Origin of the sequence: Flavobacterium profundi, assembly GCF_006491645.1 — a bacterium.
Taxonomy (GTDB): Bacteria; Bacteroidota; Bacteroidia; order Flavobacteriales; family Flavobacteriaceae; genus Flavobacterium; species Flavobacterium profundi.
On sequence record NZ_VDCZ01000005.1, the window covers coordinates 112,974 to 133,292 of the forward strand.

The 20,319-nt window shown below is 31.8% G+C and carries 21 protein-coding genes; 13 read left to right on the forward strand and 8 right to left on the reverse strand.

Features of this window, described 5'->3' with window-relative positions; genetic code table 11:
- Positions 1–5: 5 nt before the first annotated feature.
- Positions 6–1,634, reverse strand: coding sequence for an amidohydrolase (locus FHG05_RS08525; protein WP_140997592.1), 1,629 nt, complete (start codon positions 1,632–1,634; stop codon positions 6–8).
- Positions 1,635–2,057: 423 nt separating this feature from the next.
- Here FHG05_RS08525 and FHG05_RS08530 point away from each other — a divergent pair, with 423 nt between their 5' ends.
- The 6 genes from FHG05_RS08530 (at position 2,058) to FHG05_RS08555 (ending at position 7,397) form a co-directional block, all read left to right on the forward strand.
- Complete coding sequence (locus FHG05_RS08530; protein ID WP_140997593.1) at positions 2,058–2,822, forward strand: ParA family protein; 765 nt, start codon at positions 2,058–2,060, stop codon at positions 2,820–2,822.
- 9 nt (positions 2,823–2,831) lie between these two features.
- Positions 2,832–3,728: a ParB/RepB/Spo0J family partition protein gene (locus FHG05_RS08535; RefSeq protein WP_140997594.1), complete on the forward strand. Its 897-nt coding sequence runs from the start codon at positions 2,832–2,834 to the stop codon at positions 3,726–3,728.
- Positions 3,728–4,297 (forward strand): DUF5683 domain-containing protein, encoded by a 570-nt coding sequence (locus FHG05_RS08540; protein WP_219994973.1) that lies wholly within the window; start codon positions 3,728–3,730, stop codon positions 4,295–4,297. Before FHG05_RS08535 ends, FHG05_RS08540 begins: the two co-directional genes overlap by 1 nt.
- 44 nt (positions 4,298–4,341) lie before the next feature.
- Entirely contained in the window at positions 4,342–5,043 is a 702-nt protein-coding gene (gene dapB, locus FHG05_RS08545; RefSeq protein ID WP_140997595.1) for a 4-hydroxy-tetrahydrodipicolinate reductase, read from the forward strand.
- Between the two features lie 84 nt (positions 5,044–5,127).
- Complete coding sequence (gene lepB / locus FHG05_RS08550; protein ID WP_140997596.1) at positions 5,128–6,702, forward strand: signal peptidase I; 1,575 nt, start codon at positions 5,128–5,130, stop codon at positions 6,700–6,702.
- A 77-nt stretch (positions 6,703–6,779) separates the two neighbouring features.
- Entirely contained in the window at positions 6,780–7,397 is a 618-nt protein-coding gene (locus FHG05_RS08555) for a WbqC family protein (protein WP_140997597.1), read from the forward strand.
- Here FHG05_RS08555 and FHG05_RS08560 read toward each other — a convergent pair.
- From FHG05_RS08560 to FHG05_RS08590, 7 genes are all read right to left on the reverse strand, one after another.
- Positions 7,386–8,444 (reverse strand): endonuclease/exonuclease/phosphatase family protein, encoded by a 1,059-nt coding sequence (locus FHG05_RS08560; protein ID WP_140997598.1) that lies wholly within the window; start codon positions 8,442–8,444, stop codon positions 7,386–7,388. The genes FHG05_RS08555 and FHG05_RS08560 overlap by 12 nt on opposite strands.
- Positions 8,445–9,311, reverse strand: a complete 867-nt coding sequence (locus tag FHG05_RS08565) for a rhomboid family intramembrane serine protease (RefSeq protein WP_140997599.1) — start codon at positions 9,309–9,311, stop codon at positions 8,445–8,447. It lies immediately after the preceding gene.
- Between the two features lie 8 nt (positions 9,312–9,319).
- Entirely contained in the window at positions 9,320–10,072 is a 753-nt protein-coding gene (locus FHG05_RS08570; RefSeq protein WP_140997600.1) for a rhomboid family intramembrane serine protease, read from the reverse strand.
- Positions 10,069–11,931: a DNA mismatch repair endonuclease MutL gene (gene mutL / locus FHG05_RS08575; RefSeq protein WP_140997601.1), complete on the reverse strand. Its 1,863-nt coding sequence runs from the start codon at positions 11,929–11,931 to the stop codon at positions 10,069–10,071. The genes FHG05_RS08570 and mutL overlap by 4 nt, the downstream gene beginning before the upstream one ends.
- Positions 11,932–12,231: a hypothetical protein gene (locus FHG05_RS08580; protein WP_140997602.1), complete on the reverse strand. Its 300-nt coding sequence runs from the start codon at positions 12,229–12,231 to the stop codon at positions 11,932–11,934.
- 108 nt (positions 12,232–12,339) lie between these two features.
- Positions 12,340–12,825, reverse strand: coding sequence for a 6,7-dimethyl-8-ribityllumazine synthase (gene ribH, locus FHG05_RS08585; protein ID WP_140997603.1), 486 nt, complete (start codon positions 12,823–12,825; stop codon positions 12,340–12,342).
- A 4-nt stretch (positions 12,826–12,829) separates the two neighbouring features.
- On the reverse strand, positions 12,830–13,612 hold the full coding sequence (locus tag FHG05_RS08590; RefSeq protein WP_140997604.1) for a tetratricopeptide repeat protein: 783 nt from the start codon (positions 13,610–13,612) through the stop codon (positions 12,830–12,832).
- Between the two features lie 261 nt (positions 13,613–13,873).
- Between FHG05_RS08590 and recF the strand changes: the two genes are divergently transcribed.
- The 7 genes from recF (at position 13,874) to lipA (ending at position 20,288) form a co-directional block, all read left to right on the forward strand.
- Positions 13,874–14,953, forward strand: coding sequence for a DNA replication/repair protein RecF (gene recF, locus FHG05_RS08595; RefSeq protein WP_140997605.1), 1,080 nt, complete (start codon positions 13,874–13,876; stop codon positions 14,951–14,953).
- A gap of 50 nt (positions 14,954–15,003) precedes the next feature.
- Positions 15,004–16,011: a UDP-N-acetylmuramate dehydrogenase gene (murB, locus tag FHG05_RS08600; protein ID WP_140997606.1), complete on the forward strand. Its 1,008-nt coding sequence runs from the start codon at positions 15,004–15,006 to the stop codon at positions 16,009–16,011.
- Between the two features lie 87 nt (positions 16,012–16,098).
- Positions 16,099–16,302: a membrane or secreted protein gene (locus FHG05_RS08605; RefSeq protein WP_140997607.1), complete on the forward strand. Its 204-nt coding sequence runs from the start codon at positions 16,099–16,101 to the stop codon at positions 16,300–16,302.
- Positions 16,303–16,317: 15 nt separating this feature from the next.
- Positions 16,318–17,427 (forward strand): glycosyltransferase, encoded by a 1,110-nt coding sequence (locus FHG05_RS08610; protein ID WP_140997608.1) that lies wholly within the window; start codon positions 16,318–16,320, stop codon positions 17,425–17,427.
- Positions 17,418–17,999, forward strand: a complete 582-nt coding sequence (locus tag FHG05_RS08615; RefSeq protein WP_140997609.1) for an RNA polymerase sigma factor — start codon at positions 17,418–17,420, stop codon at positions 17,997–17,999. Before FHG05_RS08610 ends, FHG05_RS08615 begins: the two co-directional genes overlap by 10 nt.
- A gap of 37 nt (positions 18,000–18,036) precedes the next feature.
- Positions 18,037–19,281 (forward strand): MFS transporter, encoded by a 1,245-nt coding sequence (locus FHG05_RS08620; RefSeq protein WP_140997610.1) that lies wholly within the window; start codon positions 18,037–18,039, stop codon positions 19,279–19,281.
- Positions 19,282–19,412: 131 nt separating this feature from the next.
- On the forward strand, positions 19,413–20,288 hold the full coding sequence (gene lipA, locus FHG05_RS08625; RefSeq protein ID WP_140997611.1) for a lipoyl synthase: 876 nt from the start codon (positions 19,413–19,415) through the stop codon (positions 20,286–20,288).
- Positions 20,289–20,319 lie beyond the last annotated feature (31 nt).

Consider the following 20,319-nt stretch of genomic DNA (forward strand, 5'->3'; position numbering starts at 1 on the left):
AAGAATCACTTCACCTCTTTCCCTTTTACAAAAACTTGTGTTGGTTTAGCATACGGTACTTTTTCGATAGGCATCGTCATGATATCTTCTGAAAAAACAGTAAAATCGGCCCATTTTCCTATTTCTAAACTTCCTTTTTCTTTTTCTTCAAAATTGGAATAAGCCGCCCAAATGGTCATTCCTTTTAAGGTTTCTTCTCTGGTCAAGGCATTTTCCATTTGAAAACCATTTTCTGGGTAATTTTTCAAGTCTTTTCTAGCAACAGCCGCATAAAAAGTCAGCATAGGATTCACTTCTTCTATAGGAAAATCAGTTCCTAGAGCAACTAAACCCGCTTTGTTTAAAATGGTTTTATAAGCATAGGAATTTTTAATACGTGCTGCACCTACTCGATCTTCCGCCCAATACATATCGGAAGTAGCATGTGTAGGTTGTACCGAAGGAATGATTCCTAATTTGAAGTAATCAAAATCTTGTTCCTGCATAATTTGAGCATGTTCAATTTTCCATCTTCTATTAGGCTTATTTTTTAAAACTTCTGCATAAATTTTTAATAAAACGGTATTCGTAGAATCGCCAATAGCATGCGCATTCATTTGATAATCAGAATTGGCTATTTGCGTAGCAATCCTTTTAATCTCATCAATTGGTGACAATAAAGCTCCAAATTGTTTGGGTTTATCGGCATAAGGCAAATGCAAGCAAGCACCTCTTGAACCCAAAGCACCATCACCCATAAATTTAAACGAACGGACATTTAATTGTGGGGTTTTATAAATTCCTTTTTGGGTATAATACGCTAAGTTTTCTTTGGTAGCCATGGCCATGGCATAGACATTCAAATCCAATACTTTTGCTTTTTGAAGGCTATCGATTAATTCGATAATTTCGCGATCCAAACCTGCTTCATTAATGGTTGTAATTCCATAATTAAACACCGTGTCCTGAGCTTCTTTAAACGCTTGTATTTTGGTTTTCAAGCTAGGTTCAGGTGTGATGGCTTTAATTAATTCCATGGCATTGTCTACCAAAATTCCAGTTGTTTGACCATTTATAACTTCTACTTGTCCTCCTTCAACTTTTGTATTTTCTGTAATTCCTGCCAAATCAAGAGCTTTTCCATTTACCAACATCGCATGACCGTCTATACGCGTTAAAACAACTGGTGTTTCAGGAAATAACGCATCTAATTTTGCTCGTGTAGGAAACTCTTTATTTTCCCAATCGTTTTGATCCCAACCTCTACCTTCAATAAAAGCAACCTTTTTTCTTTGCTGAAATTCGACCACTTTAGCCACAACCTCATTATAACTTTTTGTTCCTCTTAGATTCACCGTTTGCATGGTCAATCCATATTTGTAAAGATGCGCATGAGCATCATAAAAACCAGGATACACATATTGATTGTTTGCTTCAATTATATTTTTGGTTTCAAAACGTTCATTAGCTTCTTTAGTAGTACCTGTAAAAATAATTTTACCGTCTTTGACCACCAATGCTTCTACTATATCAAACGTGTCGTTAACCGTATAAATTTTAGCATTTGTTAAGATTAAATCAGCAGATTCTCTTTTAGAGCTGCAAGAAGTTAAGCTTAGTAATAATAGTATTAAAAAGAATGAAAAGCGTTTCATAATGCTTATTTTTTTATAAAAACAAATGTAACAGAAACTAATGGATTTTACTAAAAGCCCTATACAAAAATCTTTTGTAGTGATTCTCTTATGCAATAAAAACTTTTATTTTTTTAATCACAAAAGAAGCCTCATTCGTGTTTTTAATTAAAAAAAGTTTGTCTATTTTAGCCCCGGTAGAAACGACATCCTTTTTTACTAGGGTACTCCAGATTAACAGTATTTTAGCCTTGTAAAAAAGATAGAGTGGATAACGGGACAGATGGTGTTCAAAATAAAAAAGTGGTGCTCCAAAAAATAAAATACTACAATTTATTCTTTAAAATAAAGGACTTCGCCTACTTTAATGTATTGTTAACAAATTTGGCTTGAAAAAACCATAAATAATTGTATTTTTACGACTCAAAAATTTTTAGAAAACAAATGGGTAAAATCATAGCAATTGCCAATCAAAAAGGTGGTGTTGGAAAAACAACTACTTCTATTAATCTTGCTGCAGCACTAGGTGTTTTAGAAAAGAAAGTACTTTTAATTGACGCTGATCCACAGGCAAATGCCAGTTCGGGTTTAGGCATTGATGTAGAAAGTGTTGCCATCGGTAGTTATCAAGTTTTAGAACATAGTAACACTCCAGAAGAGGCGACTATGGCTACCAATGCTCCGAATGTTTCGGTTATACCTGCACATATAGACTTAGTAGCTATTGAAATTGAGCTAGTAGATAAAGAAAATCGTGAGTATATGTTGAAAAAAGCACTTGAAAGTGTGAAAGACAAATACGATTACATTCTTATCGACTGTGCTCCTTCATTAGGATTATTAACCTTGAATGCATTAACAGTTGCAGATAGTGTTATTATTCCTATTCAATGTGAGTATTTTGCTCTAGAAGGTTTAGGAAAATTATTGAATACAATTAAGAGTGTTCAAAAAATACACAACCCTGAATTAGATATTGAAGGATTATTACTAACGATGTATGATTCTCGTTTGCGTTTATCGAACCAAGTTGTTGAAGAAGTACAAAAACACTTTAACGATATGGTTTTTGAAACCGTAATTCAAAGAAATATTAAATTAAGTGAAGCTCCAAGTTATGGTGAAAGCATTATTAACTATGATGCGACCAGTAAAGGAGCTACTAATTATATCAATCTAGCGGAAGAAATTATCAAGAAAAATAAGTAATATAGAAAGATGGCGAAAGCAGAAAAAAAACAAGCATTAGGAAGAGGATTATCAGCTTTATTGAAAGACCCTACAAACGATATTAAATCGGTTGAAGATAAAGGGGCCGATAAAGTGGTTGGTAACATTATTGAGCTTGAATTAGATGCAATTGAGATAAATCCGTTTCAACCGAGAAGTAATTTTAACGAAGAAACCCTAAAAGAATTAGCAATTTCTATTAAGGAATTAGGTGTTATTCAACCGATTACTGTTCGTAAATTAGATTTTAATAAATTCCAGTTAATTTCTGGAGAAAGAAGATTACGTGCTTCTAAATTAGCTGGTTTAGAGACGATTCCAGCCTACATTCGTTTAGCGAATGACAATGAATCATTAGTAATGGCTTTGGTGGAAAACATCCAACGTCATGACTTAGATCCAATTGAGGTAGCTTTATCGTACCAAAGATTAATTGATGAAATTAATTTGACTCAAGAAGAATTGAGTGACCGAGTAGGTAAAAAACGTTCTACAATTACCAATTACTTACGTTTACTAAAGTTAGACCCAATTATTCAAACAGGAATGCGTGATGGTTTTATTTCCATGGGTCATGGAAGGGCATTAATTTCTATTGAAGACGATGAAGTACAATCTTCTATTTACCACAAAGTAGTAAGTCAAAACTTATCTGTTAGAGAAACAGAAGCTTTGGTAAAAAAATATCAAGACAGTTTAAAACCGCAAGCAGCTAAAACGGCTGCAAAGAGTTTTGAAGTAGCTGAAACCGATCAAAAAGCTTTTACTGGATTTTTTGGAACCAAAGTAGATGTTAAAGTGGCTTCAAATGGAAAAGGAAAAATTACTATTCCTTTTCATTCTGAAGAAGATTTTAATCGTATCTTGAAATTGATTAACTCCTAGTGAAGAAACTATTAATCATATCTTTTTTTGGTTTACTTTTTGGTAACAGTTGTTGGGCTCAAGAAGAAGTTTCTTTAGTTATTCAAGACACTATTACTACTAAAAACTCAAAAATAAATCCATTATCTCCTGCTAAAGCAGCTTTTTATTCGGCTATACTTCCTGGTTTAGGTCAAGCCTACAATAAAAAATATTGGAAAATTCCAATTGTTTATGGTGGATTAGGCTTGGGACTATATTATTACAGTTGGAATAATAAAAAATACCATGAGTATAGAGATGAATACAAAGCGAGATTAGACGGTACTTCAAAACAAGGTGATCACCCTATTTATGGTAGTTTAGATAATGCTGGTTTAATTAGAGGACAAAAATTTCATCAAAGAAATAGAGATTTATCTGCTTTAATTACAGCGGGTATCTATATATTAAATATAGTTGATGCGAACGTTGATGCTCATTTACTTCAGTTTAACGTAAACGAAAATCTATCCATTAGACCTGAATTATATCAAAACGAAATTGACTATCGTTTTAAAACAGGTTTAAAATTAACGTATAATTTTTAACATTTCATTGGCTAACAGAAGCTAAAAATAACGTCTTATACTTCATGAAAATTGCACTTTTAGGATATGGAAAAATGGGTAAGGTTATTGAAAAAATAGCCTTAGAACGCGGTCATGAAATTGTACTAAGAAAAGGAAGAAGTGATTCTTATGCTGGTCTAGAAAAAGCAGATGTGGCAATAGATTTTAGTATTCCAACTAGTGCAGTTGCTAATATTTCAGCTTGTTTTGAAAACAATGTACCTGTTATTTCTGGAACTACAGGTTGGCTAGAAGAATATGATACTATGGTAGCATTGTGTAAAACTAAAAACGGAAGTTTTATTTATGGCTCAAATTTTAGTTTAGGGGTAAATATCTTTTTTGAATTGAATGCTTATTTAGCAAAAATGATGGCCAATTTAAAACAGTATCAAGTGTCAATGGAAGAAATTCATCACACTCAAAAACTAGACGCACCTAGTGGTACAGCCATTTCATTAGCGAATGGAATTATCCAAAACACCGATTATACAAACTGGACATTAGATGAAGCTACAGCTTCTGAAATACATATTGAAGCCAAAAGAATTGAAAATATACCAGGTACACATAGCATCTTTTATGATAGTAGTGTAGATAAGATTGAAATTAAACATACCGCACACACCAGAGAAGGCTTCGCATTAGGAGCTGTTGTAGCTGCAGAATGGATTATTGGAAAAAATGGCATCTTTACGATGAAAGATGTTTTAGGATTAAATTAGATATTAAAAAAATAAAAATAGATTACTTGTTTTAAGTTTAGACTCTAAAACTTTAAACAATTTAAACAATTAAATAAAATAAAGATGTCAGTACAAGGTTGGTTATTATTTATCTTAATAGTACAAGTCATACATGGTTTAGGCACTTGGAAATTATACACCAAAGCAGGTAGAAAAGCATGGGAAGCTTTTGTGCCCATTTATAATGCAATTGTATTAATGAAAATTATCAACCGGCCTACATGGTGGACTTTGTTGCTTTTTATTCCTATCATTAATTTGTTTATGTTTCCTATTATTTGGATAGAAACTTTACGAACTTTTGGTAAGAAAACCACACTTGATATGGTTTTAGGTGTGGCTACTCTAGGCTTATATATTTTTTATGTAAACTACACCCAAGAACTTACCTATCATGCGGATCGTGATTTAAAAGCTCCTACAAAGGCTATGGATACTTTAGGTTCATTAGCATTTGCCATTATTGTTGCCACTTTTGTACACACTTATTTTATACAACCTTATGTAATTCCAACTTCTTCTTTGGAAAAATCCTTATTAATAGGTGATTTCCTTTTTGTAAGCAAGTTTAATTATGGAGCAAGAACACCAATGACCCCAATTGCCGCTCCAATGGTACATGATTCGATACCTTTAGTAGGAACTTTATCTTACACTAAAAAACCACAATTACCTTATTTTAGATTTCCTAAATTAGAAAAAATTAAAAATAACGATATTGTTGTTTTTAACTGGCCAAGAGATACCCTAGACAACATGTACAATCCTTCGAACAGAAGAATTGACAAACCAATCGATAAAAAGACTAACTATGTTAAAAGATGTGTAGGTATTGCTGGCGATTCTTTAGAAATTAAAGACGGAATTGTTTTTATAAATGGGAAAGAGCTTATTTTACCTGAACGTGCGAAACCACAATATTCTTACAATGTAGCTTTTGACAGAAGTAAAATTAACATTGACTATATTATTTCAGAATTAAATATTACAGATGGTGTAGGTTTAACCTCTAGAGATAGTGATACCTTGTATTTTAGTGCTTTAACTTATGAATCTGCAGAAAGATTAAAAAATTTCCCAGGCATATTGAATGTTAAAAGAAATATAAGAAAAGGTGCTGAAGACGGTACTTTCCCAGATTTCAAAGATGGTAAGCCTTCTACTACAAGAGATTGGAACGGAGATAATTTTGGCCCAATTTATATTCCTGAAGCAGGTAAAACGGTAACTTTAAATAAAGAAACACTTCCGCTTTATAAAATTATCATTACAGAATATGAAGGAAACACTTTAGAAGTGAATGGTGACCAAATTAAAATTAACGGACAAGTAACCAATCAATATACTTTTAAACAAGATTATTATTGGATGATGGGAGACAATCGTCATAATTCATTAGACGCACGTTATTTTGGCTACACTCCAGAAGACCATATTGTGGGAAAACCGGTTTTCATCTGGATGAGTTGGAATTCAAATGGAAAAGGAATTAACAAAATACGTTGGGAACGATTGTTTACAACCGTATCAGGTGACGGTCAACCAAAGTCTTATTTTAAATACTTTTTAGCCTTACTTGCGTTATACTTTGTAGGCGAATATTTCTATAAAAAAAGAAAAAAAGAGAAAGTAGCTTAATTAAACATAAGCATTAAATACAACAAGAGTTTATATTTCAACAATATAAACTCTTGCTTTTTAAAATTATTTTACGAATGAACATTTTATTACATCCAACCTATTTTCCTTCTATAAGTCAATATACAGCACTATTACAAGCAGAGACCATAACTTTTGAAAAAGAAGATAATTTTCAAAAGCAAACGAATCGCAATCGCATGTATATTTATAGTCCGAATGGTGTTCAAATGCTAAACATTCCTGTTAAGCATAATACAGAACCACACCAGAAATATAAAGATGTAAAAATTGAAAATGCTTTTGATTGGCAAAAAAATCATTTTAAATCCTTAGAAGCAGCTTACCGAACCTCTCCTTTTTTTGAGTTTTTTGAAGATGATATGCGTACTATTTTTGAAAAGAAACATGAGTTCATGATGGATTTAAATTTTGAAATATTTGAAATCATCAATGATTGTTTGGGCATTACCTTACCTTATAGTACTACTCAAGAGTATTTTCATGAAGTTGAAAATTATACTGATTTTCGTCCGTTAGCCAATGGAAAAAAAGACACTTTTGTAAACGAACCTTACACTCAAGTTTTTAATGAAAAGCACGGTTTTATTCCGAATTTAAGTATTTTGGATTTGCTTTTTAATGAAGGAAGACATACAAAGGATTACCTATTAGAACAAAAACTACTTTTTTAAGGGGTTTGTTGCAACGGATTCAATTTTCTTTAATCGTGTAAAAACTGGAAAGTGATCGCTAAGCTTCACTTGATTATCTGTTATAAATTCTTTCACTATAAAAGCATCTTCAACAAACACATAGTCAATTCGTGCAGGATAATATTTAAAGTTATAGGATTCTCCAAAACCTTGACCAGCTTGTTGAAAAGCATCGGTCATTTCGCCTTTAATATTACTATACACATAAGAAAAAGCACTATTATTCATATCGCCACAAATAATTTTTGGATAAGAACAACTCGCATAATGATCTTTAATCAACTCCGATTGTTGTTGTTGTTGCTTAAAAGCTTCACTAATTCGTTTGAAAATAAACTTGGACTTATTCTCATCTAATTTTTCATGTATATCGGTACTAATTTTTACCGATTGCAAATGCATACTATATACTCGTATCGTATCTTCTTTTTTTACAATGTCGGCAAAAATGACATTGTTTGTAGAATTTGGAAATACTATTTTCCCAGTATTTACGATTTCGAATTTAGAAAAAATAGCTTGTCCGTATTTATTTTTATCTCCTTTCAAATATATTTTTTTGTAGGGAAAATTTCGCAACCTTACATCTTCATTAGGCGTAAATTCTTGCAAACATAAGATATCTGGATTGTAATCTTGAATGACATCCGAAATATCACTAGGAACATTTTTATTAGGCAACCATTCATATTTATTAAACAGACGCACATTATAACTCATAAGTGTAAAATCATCTGGCTCTGCTTCTAATTTAGCATCTTTGAAACGATATAATTTACCTAAAAAGGTAATTCCAATTAACAGCACTACCCCAGAAAGCAACATCTTCCTTTTCAATTGAAGCAACCAAATGATAAAAAAAGCGGCATTCAGTACTAAAAACAAGGGTAACAAAAGCGTTAAAACACTTAAGAAAGGAAATAAATTAGGTGCTAAAAAAGGTAAAATATAAGCAAGAAAGGTTAACAAAGCTAAAACTTTATTACAAAAAAAAGCAATTCTACTTATTAACGATTCTCTTTTCAATTATTTACCAACTTTAAATAAAAATTCCTTTTCTTCTTTACTCAAACTATCATATCCCGATTTACTAATTTTATCCAAAATATCATCTATCTTTTTCTGATTGATATCTTTTTCTTGAGTAGTTTTAGTAAAGGTAGTCTTTTGATAGGTATTTTTATGTACTTTTTTAAATGGTGTTTTCTTTTTTGGAGAAAAAAGTCCTTCTATTCCATCTTGTAATTTAGAAATTCCTTTTGATAAATCAGTTCCATTTTGAAGTAATTTAACATATATAAAACCAAATAAAGCACCACCTAAATGCGCTAAATGGCCTCCAAAATTAGCAAATGGCATTTGAATAATATCTAAAAATAATATAAAAAAACTTATGTGCCACAATTTCAAAAAATCTAAAGAAAAGAATCCAACTTGTGTATAAGGTGCATAAATTGTAACCGCCATTAAAACTGCTAAAATAGCGCCACTTGCCCCAATAAGTTGAGTATCTACTCCTAAAAACTGAAAATAAATTAAATACACAATTCCTGCAAAAAAACCTCCAAAGAAATAAACAAAGGAGAATTGTTTTAATGTAAAATAATATAGAAAATACCTAGAACTAAACCATAAAACAACAACATTCCAAAATAAATGCCAAAAATCGAAATGAATAAACATATAAGTAAAAAGTGTCCAAAATTTAGTAATATAAGTACTAAATAAGGAAGGTAAGGCAACATATTCGTAGTAATTAAAACCAATGTTAGAAAGTTTTAAAACAACGTTTAATAATGAAAACACAATAAAAATTCCTACATTCCAAAAAATAATCTTTAGAACTAAACCGCCTATTTTATATTGTAATTTTAAATCTTCTAAAATATTCATAGCATATATTATCTATCCCAACGATTTTTATTAAATTGATTTTTTTTCCAATACCAAACCATAATCAGTCCAACTAACGCACCTCCAAGATGCGCAAAATGAGCAAAATTACTACTTGTCATTCCCAAATATTTCCCAATAATACCATAACAAATATCAAATCCAAATATCCAAACAGGTACAAAATATTTTGCTTTTATAGGAACGGGTATAAACATTAAAGCCAATTCTGCATTGGGATACAAATAGGTAAAAGCGACTAACAAACCATAAATGGCTCCAGAAGCTCCAACAACAGGTGTAAAGAAAGCTGACAACATTCTATCTAAAGAACCACTCGATAAGTATTGACTCCAATCTGTATTATATTTACCTTCATTAAGAATTCCAAAGATTTGACTTTTATCAATACCATTATCAACTAAAATACTCAAACCATGATGAAAGAAAATATAATTAACAACAGTGTGCAATAAAAAAGCACCTATCCCACAAGAAAAATAAAAAAACAAAAACTTCTTGCCTCCCCATAAATGTTCTAAAGCACTACCAAAAGAAACCAAAGCAAACATATTGAATAAAATATGAGCAATACCTCCATGCATAAACATATGCGTTAAAGGTTGCCAAAAACGAAATTGTTCATTTTCGAAATAATACAAAGCCATTAAATCGAAAGAGTTAGAAACCAAATAGGTTCCAATAAAAAATATAATATTAATGATTAGCAAATGCTTAACCATTTCTGTCATTCTCATCATAAGGCGAATTTTTTATCTAAATCCTCTACACTAAGCGTAATAAAGGTTGGTTTATTAAATGGGGAAACATTAGGATCTTTACAAGCAAATAAAGCATTTACCAAATTTTCTTGTTCCAATTCCGTTAAATAGGTTCCTGTTTTTACAGCAACACTTTTAGCCATTGTTTTAGCAATACCATCGTTCAAACAAAAGTTACTCTCTGGCACATTGTTTTGCAATCCGTTGATTAATTCTTCTAATAAAATACTCACTTCGCTTTCTTGAATAGACACAGGTATTCCAGAAATATGAATACAGTCTTTGTGAATACCATCAAAAATAAAACCGGTATTCTCTAAAGAAGGAATTAATTCTTGTATAAGAAGCATTTCTTCCTTTGTAAAGTGTAATTCTAAAGGAAATAATAGTTGTTGGCTAGAAGCCTTTTTCAATGTAATATTGCTTAAAAACTGTTCGTACAAAACACGTTGGTGTGCTTTATTTTGATCAATTACAAGCATACCCGATTTAATCGAACTTACAATATATTTTTTGTGAATTTGATAGGTTCTTGAAGGCGTTATTTCCACTTCTTTACTTTCAAAAAAAGAACCCGTTACTTCTTCACTTTCAAAAGAAAGACTCTCAACTTCTTTGGTATCCTGACGTAAATCTACATATAAACTTTCCCAAGAATGAGCGGTTTCCTTTTTAGCATAATTCCCACTAGAAGTATACGAATTGCTACTGGTTTTAATTGGTTTTTCGTCAAGGAAAGGATTAAAATTAGCATCCACCTGAATTAAAGGCACATCCGAACTCTTATCTTTATACGCATAAGGTGTATCTAAATTAGGATCTCTCTCAAAATCCAAAACTGGAGCCACATTAAATTGACCTAAACTGTGTTTCACCGAAGAACGTAAAATAGCATACAACGCTTGCTCGTCATCAAACTTTATTTCTGTTTTGGTAGGATGAATGTTAATATCAATCGTATGTGGTGGAACTTTTAAATATAAGAAATAACTCGGCTGGTTGCCTTCTTTAAGCAAACCATCATAAGCACTCATGATAGCATGGTGTAAATACCCGCTTTTAATAAAACGATCGTTCACAAAAAAGAATTGTTCACTCCTACTCTTTTTAGCATATTCTGGCTTCCCGACAAAGCCACTAATTGTTACTATTTCAGTATCTTCTGAAACAGGAACCAACTTCTCATTGGTACGACCTCCTAATATATTTACAATGCGTTGTCTATAATTTGAAGAAGGTAAATTATAATTCTCAGAACCGTTATGAATTAGGGTAAAATAAATGGATGGATGTGCCAAAGCTACTCTTTGAAACTCATCCATAATGTGTTTCATCTCAACGGTTTCTGATTTTAAGAAATTACGTCGCGCAGGTATATTAAAAAAGAGATTTTTGACTAAGAAAGAAGTTCCTTTAGGCAAAACGGCTACTTCTTGTGACACAAATTTACTGCCTTCAATAATAATATGATGTCCTAATTCTTCTTGATCTTGTTTGGTTTTTAATTCGACATGAGCAATCGCTGCAATAGAAGCTAATGCTTCGCCACGAAAACCTTTGGTATGCAAATCAAATAAATCTTCTGCGTGACGTATTTTAGAAGTCGCATGACGTTCAAAGCACAAACGCGCATCGGTTACACTCATTCCAATACCGTTATCGATAACTTGGATTAATGTTTTACCAGCGTCTTTAACAATTAATTTTATATCGGTTGCCTTAGCATCAATAGCATTTTCAAGTAGTTCTTTAACTACAGAAGCAGGTCGTTGAACCACCTCTCCTGCAGCAATCTGATTGGCAACATGATCGGGTAATAACTGAATAATACTAGACATCTATTGTTTTTTAAAAATAGACAAATCAAAATCTATTATATACATAAAAAGCAATAATAAAACTAAAACTATAATTAAAATTCTTAGATTAAATTGCCTATTCCCTCTGTTTCTGCTATTTGCTCTTGCTTCACTCCAATGCGCCCTCAAATCGTTATAACTAACAGCATCTCTATCTTTTTTTATGATAGAATCAAAATCGTATAAATTATCGATTTTTTTTCCTTCATAGTGACGAGGCGTATAGTTAAACTTTTTATTTTTAGGCAATTTGAATTGACCTCTTCCAAATTTAATCATGCGTAATTATTTTTTTCAAATTTACGGATTTTTACGCTTTTTTGTCTGAATTTTTTGTTAACAAAAAATCCCGAAAATTTCGGGATTTCATAAAGTAGTGAGTTTTTTTTATTTTCTATTTATATCAACCATTTTTATAGCAGCGATTGCCGCTTCAGTACCTTTATTACCGTGTTTTCCTCCACTTCTATCAATCGATTGTTGCATGGTATTATCTGTCAACAAACAAAAAATGGTAGGCACATCATATAATACGTTTAAGTCTTTAATTCCTTGGGTTACTCCATCACATACAAATTCGAAATGCATGGTCTCGCCTTTAATGACACAACCTATTGCAATTACACAATCTACATGCTGCGTTTGAATCATTTTTTTAGATCCAAAAATTAACTCGAAACTTCCTGGAACATCCCAACGAATAATATTTTCTGGCAAAGTACCACAATCTAGTAAAGCAGCTTTAGCACCTTCAAAAAGACCATTAGTAATCGTATCATTCCATTCTGAAACAACAATCCCAAATCGAAAGTCCTTCGCATTTGGGATTGTGTTTTTATCGTATTGAGATAAATTTTTATTTTCAGTAGCCATAAACTTATTCTGTCATCGCAATTAAAGCATCAATATTAAGCGCTTCTCTTGATGTTTCATATTTTTCTTTGATAGTAGAAAACATCGCGTGAGCTTCTGCTTTTTTATTATTTAAGTAAGCTAATTGAGCAGCTTTCATTAAATATTTTGGAGCTGTAAAATCGTTTTCATCTACTTCAGAAGCTTTTTTATAAGATGCAATAGCTTCATCCACTTTATTTAATTCAGAATAAGCATCTCCTAATGCACCTAAAGCAATTGCTTTTGTCATTACATCCTGTGCATCATACTTTAAAAGATATTTTTCAGCATTTTTAAAATCTTTAATATGCAAATAAGCCATACCAGCGTAATAATTTGCTACATTACCAGCTTTTGAACCTGAATATTGTTCCGCTAAATTAACTAATCCTAATTTTCCTTCTCCACCTTTAAGAGCTAAATTAAATAATGAGTCTGGATTTTGTGTATTGGTTAATGCCTCGTTAAAATAAACCTGAGCTTGGTAAATATCATTTAATGCTTGTTCTTGTTTTGGCTCTGCTACAAATTTATTAAACAATATGTATCCTACTGCAGCTAATGCAATTACACCAACAATTCCTAAAATTACTTTTTGGTTTTTAGCCACCCATTCCTCTGTTCTAGAAGCCGTAGCATCAAGTTTATTAAATACTTCTTCTGTAGTACTTTCACCTGATTCTAACACTTCATCAAATTCATTTTCGTTTTCTAAAACTTCTTTTGGTTTTGGTGTTTTATAACCTCTTTTGTTATATGTTGCCATTTATAATACATTTATTAGAGGTGCAAAAATATAATTTTTATTCAAACACACACAAAAAATATTTTAAAATAATCAATATTTAGACAAGAAACCTAGGAATACCAGAATTCGCTTACATTTTAATTGTTAATTTATAGAAGAAATAGTACTTAAAAATACTTCATAATTTTATCCTTTTTTCTTATTTTTAATAAAAAGACTTCCAATATCTTTTATTTACTATTACTTTTGCAATCTGTTTACTTAAAAGAAATCTCGCTTGTGTTTTTAAAACATCTCACACTATTAAATTATAAGAATATTGCTTCAAAATCCTTAGATTTTGACAGCAAGATTAATTGTTTTGTAGGAAAAAACGGCGTTGGAAAAACCAATATTTTAGATGCTATTTATCATTTGGCTTATGGAAAAAGCTATTTCAACCCATTAGCTACTCAAAATATCAAACACGAAGAAGACTTTTTTTTATTAGATGCCGTATTTATAAAAAAGGATACCGAAGAAAAAATTTCTTGCAGCATTAAAAGAGGACAAAAAAAAATAATCAAACGTAATAATAAAATATACGATAAGCTTTCGGAACACATCGGTTTTATTCCACTCGTAATTATTTCTCCCTCAGATACAGATTTAATCATTGAAGGCAGTGAAACTAGAAGAAAATTCTTAGACAGCGTGCTTTCCACTTTAGACCATCATTATTTAAATGAGTTAATTCAATATCAAAAATTACTCGCACAAAGAAATGCATTGCTAAAATATTTTGCTCTTAATCAAGTTTTTGATAAAGACAATCTTTCGATTTACGACGAACAATTAGAACCTATTGGAAAAAATATTTACGAGAAAAGACAAAATTTTATCCATCAGTTTACTCCTATTTTTCAAAAGTATCACGCCATCATAACCAATCAAAATGAAACGGTTCAATTGGTGTACCAAAGTCAGCTAACAGAAGCAAGCATGAGCGAATTATTTACTCAAAACCTATCCAAAGACAGGGCTTTACAATATACTAGTAGTGGTATTCACAAAGATGACCTTTCCTTTGAAATTGAAGGATATCCCATTAAAAAATTTGGGTCTCAAGGGCAACAAAAGTCCTTTTTAATTGCTTTAAAATTGGCTCAATTTGAATTTATCAAAGAACAAAGTGGAGAACTACCCATCTTATTATTTGATGATATTTTTGATAAACTAGATGAAAGTCGGGTAGAAAAAATTGTTTCTATGGTGAATGATTCAGTTTTTGGACAAATATTCATTTCCGATACGCATGCAGCACGCACGGAAGAAATTATTAAAAGCACCCATCAATCGTATCGTCTTTACAATCTTTAATTACTTCACGATAAATTAGTATTTTTACGTCATTAAAATGCAACACTCTTATGATTTTTGAAAACAATTTCTCTCTACAACCTTATAACACTTTTCGCATAAATGCACTAGCAAAACAATTTGTAGCGGTACATTCCAAAGAAGAATTAGCCTCTGTTTTACAAAATCACAATGATATTTTTATTTTAGGAGGTGGTAGCAATATGTTACTAACTCAAAATATTAATAAATTAGTAGTTCATGTTGCTTTAAAAGGAATAGAAATTGTAGATACTAATGATGATTTTGTCTGGGTCAAAGCACAAGCTGGGGAAAACTGGCATGAATTTGTTTTGTATTGCATTGAAAAGAATTATGGAGGTCTTGAAAATCTTTCTTTAATTCCCGGAAATGTAGGAACAACCCCAATTCAAAATATTGGTGCTTATGGAGTAGAAATCAAAGATACCTTCTTTTGTTGTGAAGCCATGGAAATCGCTTCACAAAAAATAGTCACATTTGATAAAGAAAGTTGCGCATTTGGTTATAGAGAAAGTGTATTTAAAAATGAATTGACAAACCAATACATTATTACTTCGGTTACTTTTAAGTTAACCAAAAAAAATCACACCTTAAATACTTCTTATGGAGCTATTGAAGAGCAACTAGCCAAACAAAACATTAGCAATCCTACCTTAAAAGAAGTGAGTAATGCAGTAATTGCAATACGACAAAGCAAACTTCCAGACCCAAAAGAACTTGGAAACAGCGGAAGTTTTTTTAAAAACCCAATTGTTCCAAAACAATTATACGAACAAGTAAAATTGAAATTTCCAAATATGCCTCATTACCCAGTTTCAGAAACTGAAGTTAAGGTTCCCGCTGGCTGGCTTATTGAACAAGCTGGTTTTAAAGGCAAACGCTTTGGCGATGCAGGTATTCATAAAAACCAGGCGTTAGTCTTAGTTAATTATGGTACTGCAACAGGTGCAGAAATTTTAGCAGTAGCACAAAATATTCAAAAAACGATTTTAGAACAATTTGGAATTTCAATTGAAGCAGAAGTAAATATTATCTAATTTGGATTTCACAAATTAAAAGTAACAAATCCCTTTTTAAAAATTGTTTTTTTGTATCTTTGTACCAGCTAATTTTTATTTACAGAGATGAAATTAATTTTACTTACAATAGGTCTTCTTGCTGTTGCTGTTCTTGGCATCACAATAAAAATTTGGGGAAAAAAAGACGGTAAATTTGCGGGTACTTGTGCAAGTCAGAGTCCTTTTTTAAATCCTGATGGAGAAAACTGTAGCTTTTGTGGTAAAACACCAGAAGAAATGAAAGACTGCAAAGAAAATTCGCATTCCTAATTTTAGATTTCTATTATGATTTTTACCATCTTACTAATTGCATTAGCAGTTGTTGTTGGCATCCAATTTGTTTATTACGTATTTATTTTGGGACGTTTTTCTTTTGCTAAAGCACAACAAATAACCGCTAACGCCACTCCTGTTTCTGTTATAGTTTGTGCCAAAAATGAGGCCGAAAATATTAAAAAGCTTTTTCCTATTTTGATGCATCAAAATTATCCTACCTACGAAGTAGTCTTAATTGACGATGCCTCAACCGATGAAACTTTAGAATTATTTGAAGCATATGAAAAAGAATATGCCAATGTAAAAGTGGTAAAAGTTCAAAATAACGAAACATTTTGGGCCAATAAAAAATACGCGTTAACTTTAGGTATTAAAGTAGCCAAATATGGAAATTTACTTTTTACTGATGCCGATTGCGTTCCTAATTCTAGTAATTGGATAAGCCATATGAGTAGCCAGTTTTCAGAGAAGAAACAAATTATTTTAGGCTACGGTGCCTACGAAAAAATTAAAAATTCTTTTTTAAACAAAATCATCCGTTTTGAAACCTTATTGACCGCTACACAATATTTTGGCTGGGCAAAATCCGGAAAACCCTATATGGGCGTAGGTCGTAATTTAGCCTATCAAAAAGAACTATTTTTAAATTCAGGAGGATTTGTAAATCATATGAAAATACGTTCTGGTGATGATGATTTATTTATAAATCAAGTAAGCAATAGTTCGAATACAGCTGTTTGTTACACACCAGAAAGTTTTACCTATTCAGAACCTAAAAAAACATTTTCAACTTGGTTCAATCAAAAAAGAAGACATGTTTCAACAGCAAAAATGTATACCGCTTTTGATCGTTTTCAATTAGGGCTTTTTTACTCTAGCCAATTACTCTTTGTTTTACTTACCATTATTTTACTCGTTTTTCAGCACGAATGGTTACTCGTATTAGGGTTAGTCATTTTGAGATATCTTTTCACATGGATCAGTTTAGGTTATGCTGCTGGAAAGTTAGATGAAAAAGACACTTTGATTTGGTATCCTATTATAGAAATAATACTTATCTTCACACAACTGAATGTTTTTTTTACTAATCTTTTTTCAAAACCGGTACATTGGAAATAAATTCTGAAATTATTCAAAAAAACATTGAACTTGCTAAAACTGGCGATCAAGTAGCTTTTACCTTTCTATTGGATTTTTTTTGGAATGAAGTCTATGGCTTTATGCTAAAAAGAACAGAAAACGAAACAGATACAGACGACATCACCATTGAAACCTTTGCTAAAGCATTCGATAAAATTGCAAGTTATAATCCTGAATTTGGATTTAATACTTGGCTAATTACAATTGCAAAAAATGTACACATCGACATGCTTCGTAAGAAAAAATCTTCTTTATTTATTGAAATTTCAGATGAGGATGACGATCGTGCTTTTAATGTTGTAGATGAAACGCCTTCCATTGAAGACGAAATAATTACCGAACAAAACCTTTCTCAATTATTGAATTACATTAAAAAATTAAAGCCAGCCTATCAAGAAGTGATTCAATTGCGTTATTTTCAAGAAATGAGTTATCAAGATATGGCAGAAACTTTGGAGGAACCACTCAATAATATCAAAATAAAACTACTACGTGCTAAAAAATTATTAGCCGAAATTATTACCAAAAAAGAGAAGAAAAAAACAAAATAACTTTTCTATATTTGGCAACCAACCAACATAGCATGTTATGCAAGATTTTACCATTTCTCAGAAGCTAAAACATTTATTTTCACTTCCTGTAATTGTAGCTGCTTTAGGCTATTTTGTAGACATTTATGATTTATTACTCTTTGGAATTGTAAGAGTTCCTAGCTTAGAAGCATTGGGATTAGATGCCAATGTTGCGGGATCAACGATTTTAAACTACCAAATGGTTGGCTTATTAATTGGAGGTATTATTTGGGGGGTTTTCGGTGATAAAAAAGGAAGATTATCGGTACTTTTTGGTTCCATTTTAGTGTATTCATTAGCGAATATTGCCTGCGGTTTTTTACCTTATTTCCCTAAAGACAATTTAATAACAATATATGCTTTATTACGCTTTGTAGCAGGAATTGGCTTAGCAGGAGAACTAGGTGCTGGAATTACTTTGGTTTCCGAATCTTTACCAAAAGAATTAAGAGCCATTGGCACCTCTATTGTAGCGGGTTTTGGATTATTAGGAGCCGTGGTGGCTCAATTAACTGTAGAACTTGCTGGCGATTGGACCATTGCCTATTTTGTAGGTGGTGGTTTAGGCTTACTCCTTTTATTTCTACGCGTTGGAGTAGTTGAATCTGGCATATATAAAGACATCAAAAAATCAGAAACCATTCAAAAAGGTAATATTTTATTATTTGTGACCAATACAAGTCGTTTTGTAAAATATTTAAAGTGTATTGCTATCGGACTACCCACATGGTTTTGTGTTGGGATTTTAGCGGTAATGGGAAATCAATTCGCTCCAGCTTTTGGAATCGAAAACATCAACCCAGGAAGAGCTATTATGTGGACGTATATTGGTATTTCTGTTGGTGATTTTGCTAGCGGCTTTATCTCACATTGGTTACATTCTAGAAAAAAAGCTATTTTTTACATGATGCTTTTTACCCTTGTAGGTGTTTGTCTCATGCTTTTTGGAGGAACCAAAACAGAAAACATGTATTATTTTTACTGTGCTTGGCTTGGTTTAGGTACAGGTTATTGGGCCATGTTTGTGACTGTAGGTGCCGAACAATTTGGCACTAACATTAGAAGTACGGCTGCCACTACAATACCAAATATGGTAAGAGGCCTACTTCCAGTTATGTTGATTAGCTTTAATTATTTAAAAATCTCAAATGGTGTTGTTTTAGCTGCTGCCATTGTAGGCCTTGTGGTTTTTATTTTGGCTATTTATGCTACCTTAACGATTCCAGAAACGCACAATACCGATTTAGATTTTGTTGAGTAATACATTCTTACTTTGTCGTTATGATTAAAAACAATAACAAATCCTAACAATTTCATAAAGTTTGTAATTTTTCTAATTTCTAACTTCTAACTTCTAACTTCTTTTTATCTTTGTAGCTCAAATTGATTAGAATGGAATCGGTATTAAATAATGTTTTTCCACCAAAGGAACCCAAACCAAAATGGTTGCGTGTTAAATTACCTACTGGAAAAAAATATACAGAATTAAGAGGTTTAGTAGACAAATATAAATTAAACACCATTTGTACGTCAGGTAGCTGTCCTAACATGGGTGAATGTTGGGGAGAAGGTACCGCTACATTTATGATTTTAGGAAATGTATGTACGCGTTCTTGCGGTTTTTGTGGGGTAAAAACAGGACGACCAGAAACAGTAGATTGGGACGAACCTGAAAAAGTAGCACGCTCAATCAAATTAATGAAAATTAAACATGCGGTTATAACGAGTGTGGATCGAGACGATATTAAAGATATGGGATCTATTATTTGGGCGGAAACGGTGAAAGCCATTCGCAGAATGAATCCAAATACGACTTTAGAAACTTTAATTCCTGATTTTCAAGGAAACGAAAGAAATTTAGATCGCATCGTAGCTGTTGCACCAGAGGTAGTTTCTCACAATATGGAAACTGTAAAACGATTGACTCGTGAAGTGCGCATTCAAGCGAAATACGAAAGAAGTTTGGAAGTACTTCGTTATTTAAAACAACAAGGTATTAAAAGAACCAAATCAGGAATCATGTTAGGTTTAGGAGAAACTGAAGAAGAGGTGATTCAAACGTTACATGATTTAAGAGATGCAAATGTTGACATTGTAACCATTGGACAATATTTGCAACCCAGTAAAAAACATTTACCTGTAAAAGAATTTATCAAACCAGAACAATTTGAAAAATACGAAAAAATTGGTAAAGAATTAGGTTTTAGGCATGTCGAAAGTGGAGCGCTTGTTCGTTCTTCTTACCATGCTGAAAAACACATTCATTAAGTCATAATCTAATTTATATAAAAAAAGCCTT

What these genes read in the sequence shown, in the direction of transcription:
- FHG05_RS08535 (WP_140997594.1), top strand. Translation starts at nt 2,832, where the DNA reads ATGGCGAAAGCAGAAAAAAAACAAGCATTAGGAAGAGGATTATCAGCT.
- FHG05_RS08610 (WP_140997608.1), top strand. Translation starts at nt 16,318, where the DNA reads ATGATTTTTACCATCTTACTAATTGCATTAGCAGTTGTTGTTGGCATC.
- FHG05_RS08565 (WP_140997599.1), bottom strand. Translation starts at nt 9,311, where the DNA reads ATGAATATTTTAGAAGATTTAAAATTACAATATAAAATAGGCGGTTTA.
- FHG05_RS08570 (WP_140997600.1), bottom strand. Translation starts at nt 10,072, where the DNA reads ATGATGAGAATGACAGAAATGGTTAAGCATTTGCTAATCATTAATATT.
- murB (WP_140997606.1), top strand. Translation starts at nt 15,004, where the DNA reads ATGATTTTTGAAAACAATTTCTCTCTACAACCTTATAACACTTTTCGC.
- lepB (WP_140997596.1), top strand. Translation starts at nt 5,128, where the DNA reads ATGTCAGTACAAGGTTGGTTATTATTTATCTTAATAGTACAAGTCATA.
- FHG05_RS08590 (WP_140997604.1), bottom strand. Translation starts at nt 13,612, where the DNA reads ATGGCAACATATAACAAAAGAGGTTATAAAACACCAAAACCAAAAGAA.
- FHG05_RS08605 (WP_140997607.1), top strand. Translation starts at nt 16,099, where the DNA reads ATGAAATTAATTTTACTTACAATAGGTCTTCTTGCTGTTGCTGTTCTT.
- dapB (WP_140997595.1), top strand. Translation starts at nt 4,342, where the DNA reads ATGAAAATTGCACTTTTAGGATATGGAAAAATGGGTAAGGTTATTGAA.
- FHG05_RS08555 (WP_140997597.1), top strand. Translation starts at nt 6,780, where the DNA reads ATGAACATTTTATTACATCCAACCTATTTTCCTTCTATAAGTCAATAT.
- ribH (WP_140997603.1), bottom strand. Translation starts at nt 12,825, where the DNA reads ATGGCTACTGAAAATAAAAATTTATCTCAATACGATAAAAACACAATC.
- FHG05_RS08525 (WP_140997592.1), bottom strand. Translation starts at nt 1,634, where the DNA reads ATGAAACGCTTTTCATTCTTTTTAATACTATTATTACTAAGCTTAACT.
- FHG05_RS08580 (WP_140997602.1), bottom strand. Translation starts at nt 12,231, where the DNA reads ATGATTAAATTTGGAAGAGGTCAATTCAAATTGCCTAAAAATAAAAAG.
- FHG05_RS08620 (WP_140997610.1), top strand. Translation starts at nt 18,037, where the DNA reads ATGCAAGATTTTACCATTTCTCAGAAGCTAAAACATTTATTTTCACTT.
- lipA (WP_140997611.1), top strand. Translation starts at nt 19,413, where the DNA reads ATGGAATCGGTATTAAATAATGTTTTTCCACCAAAGGAACCCAAACCA.
- mutL (WP_140997601.1), bottom strand. Translation starts at nt 11,931, where the DNA reads ATGTCTAGTATTATTCAGTTATTACCCGATCATGTTGCCAATCAGATT.
- FHG05_RS08530 (WP_140997593.1), top strand. Translation starts at nt 2,058, where the DNA reads ATGGGTAAAATCATAGCAATTGCCAATCAAAAAGGTGGTGTTGGAAAA.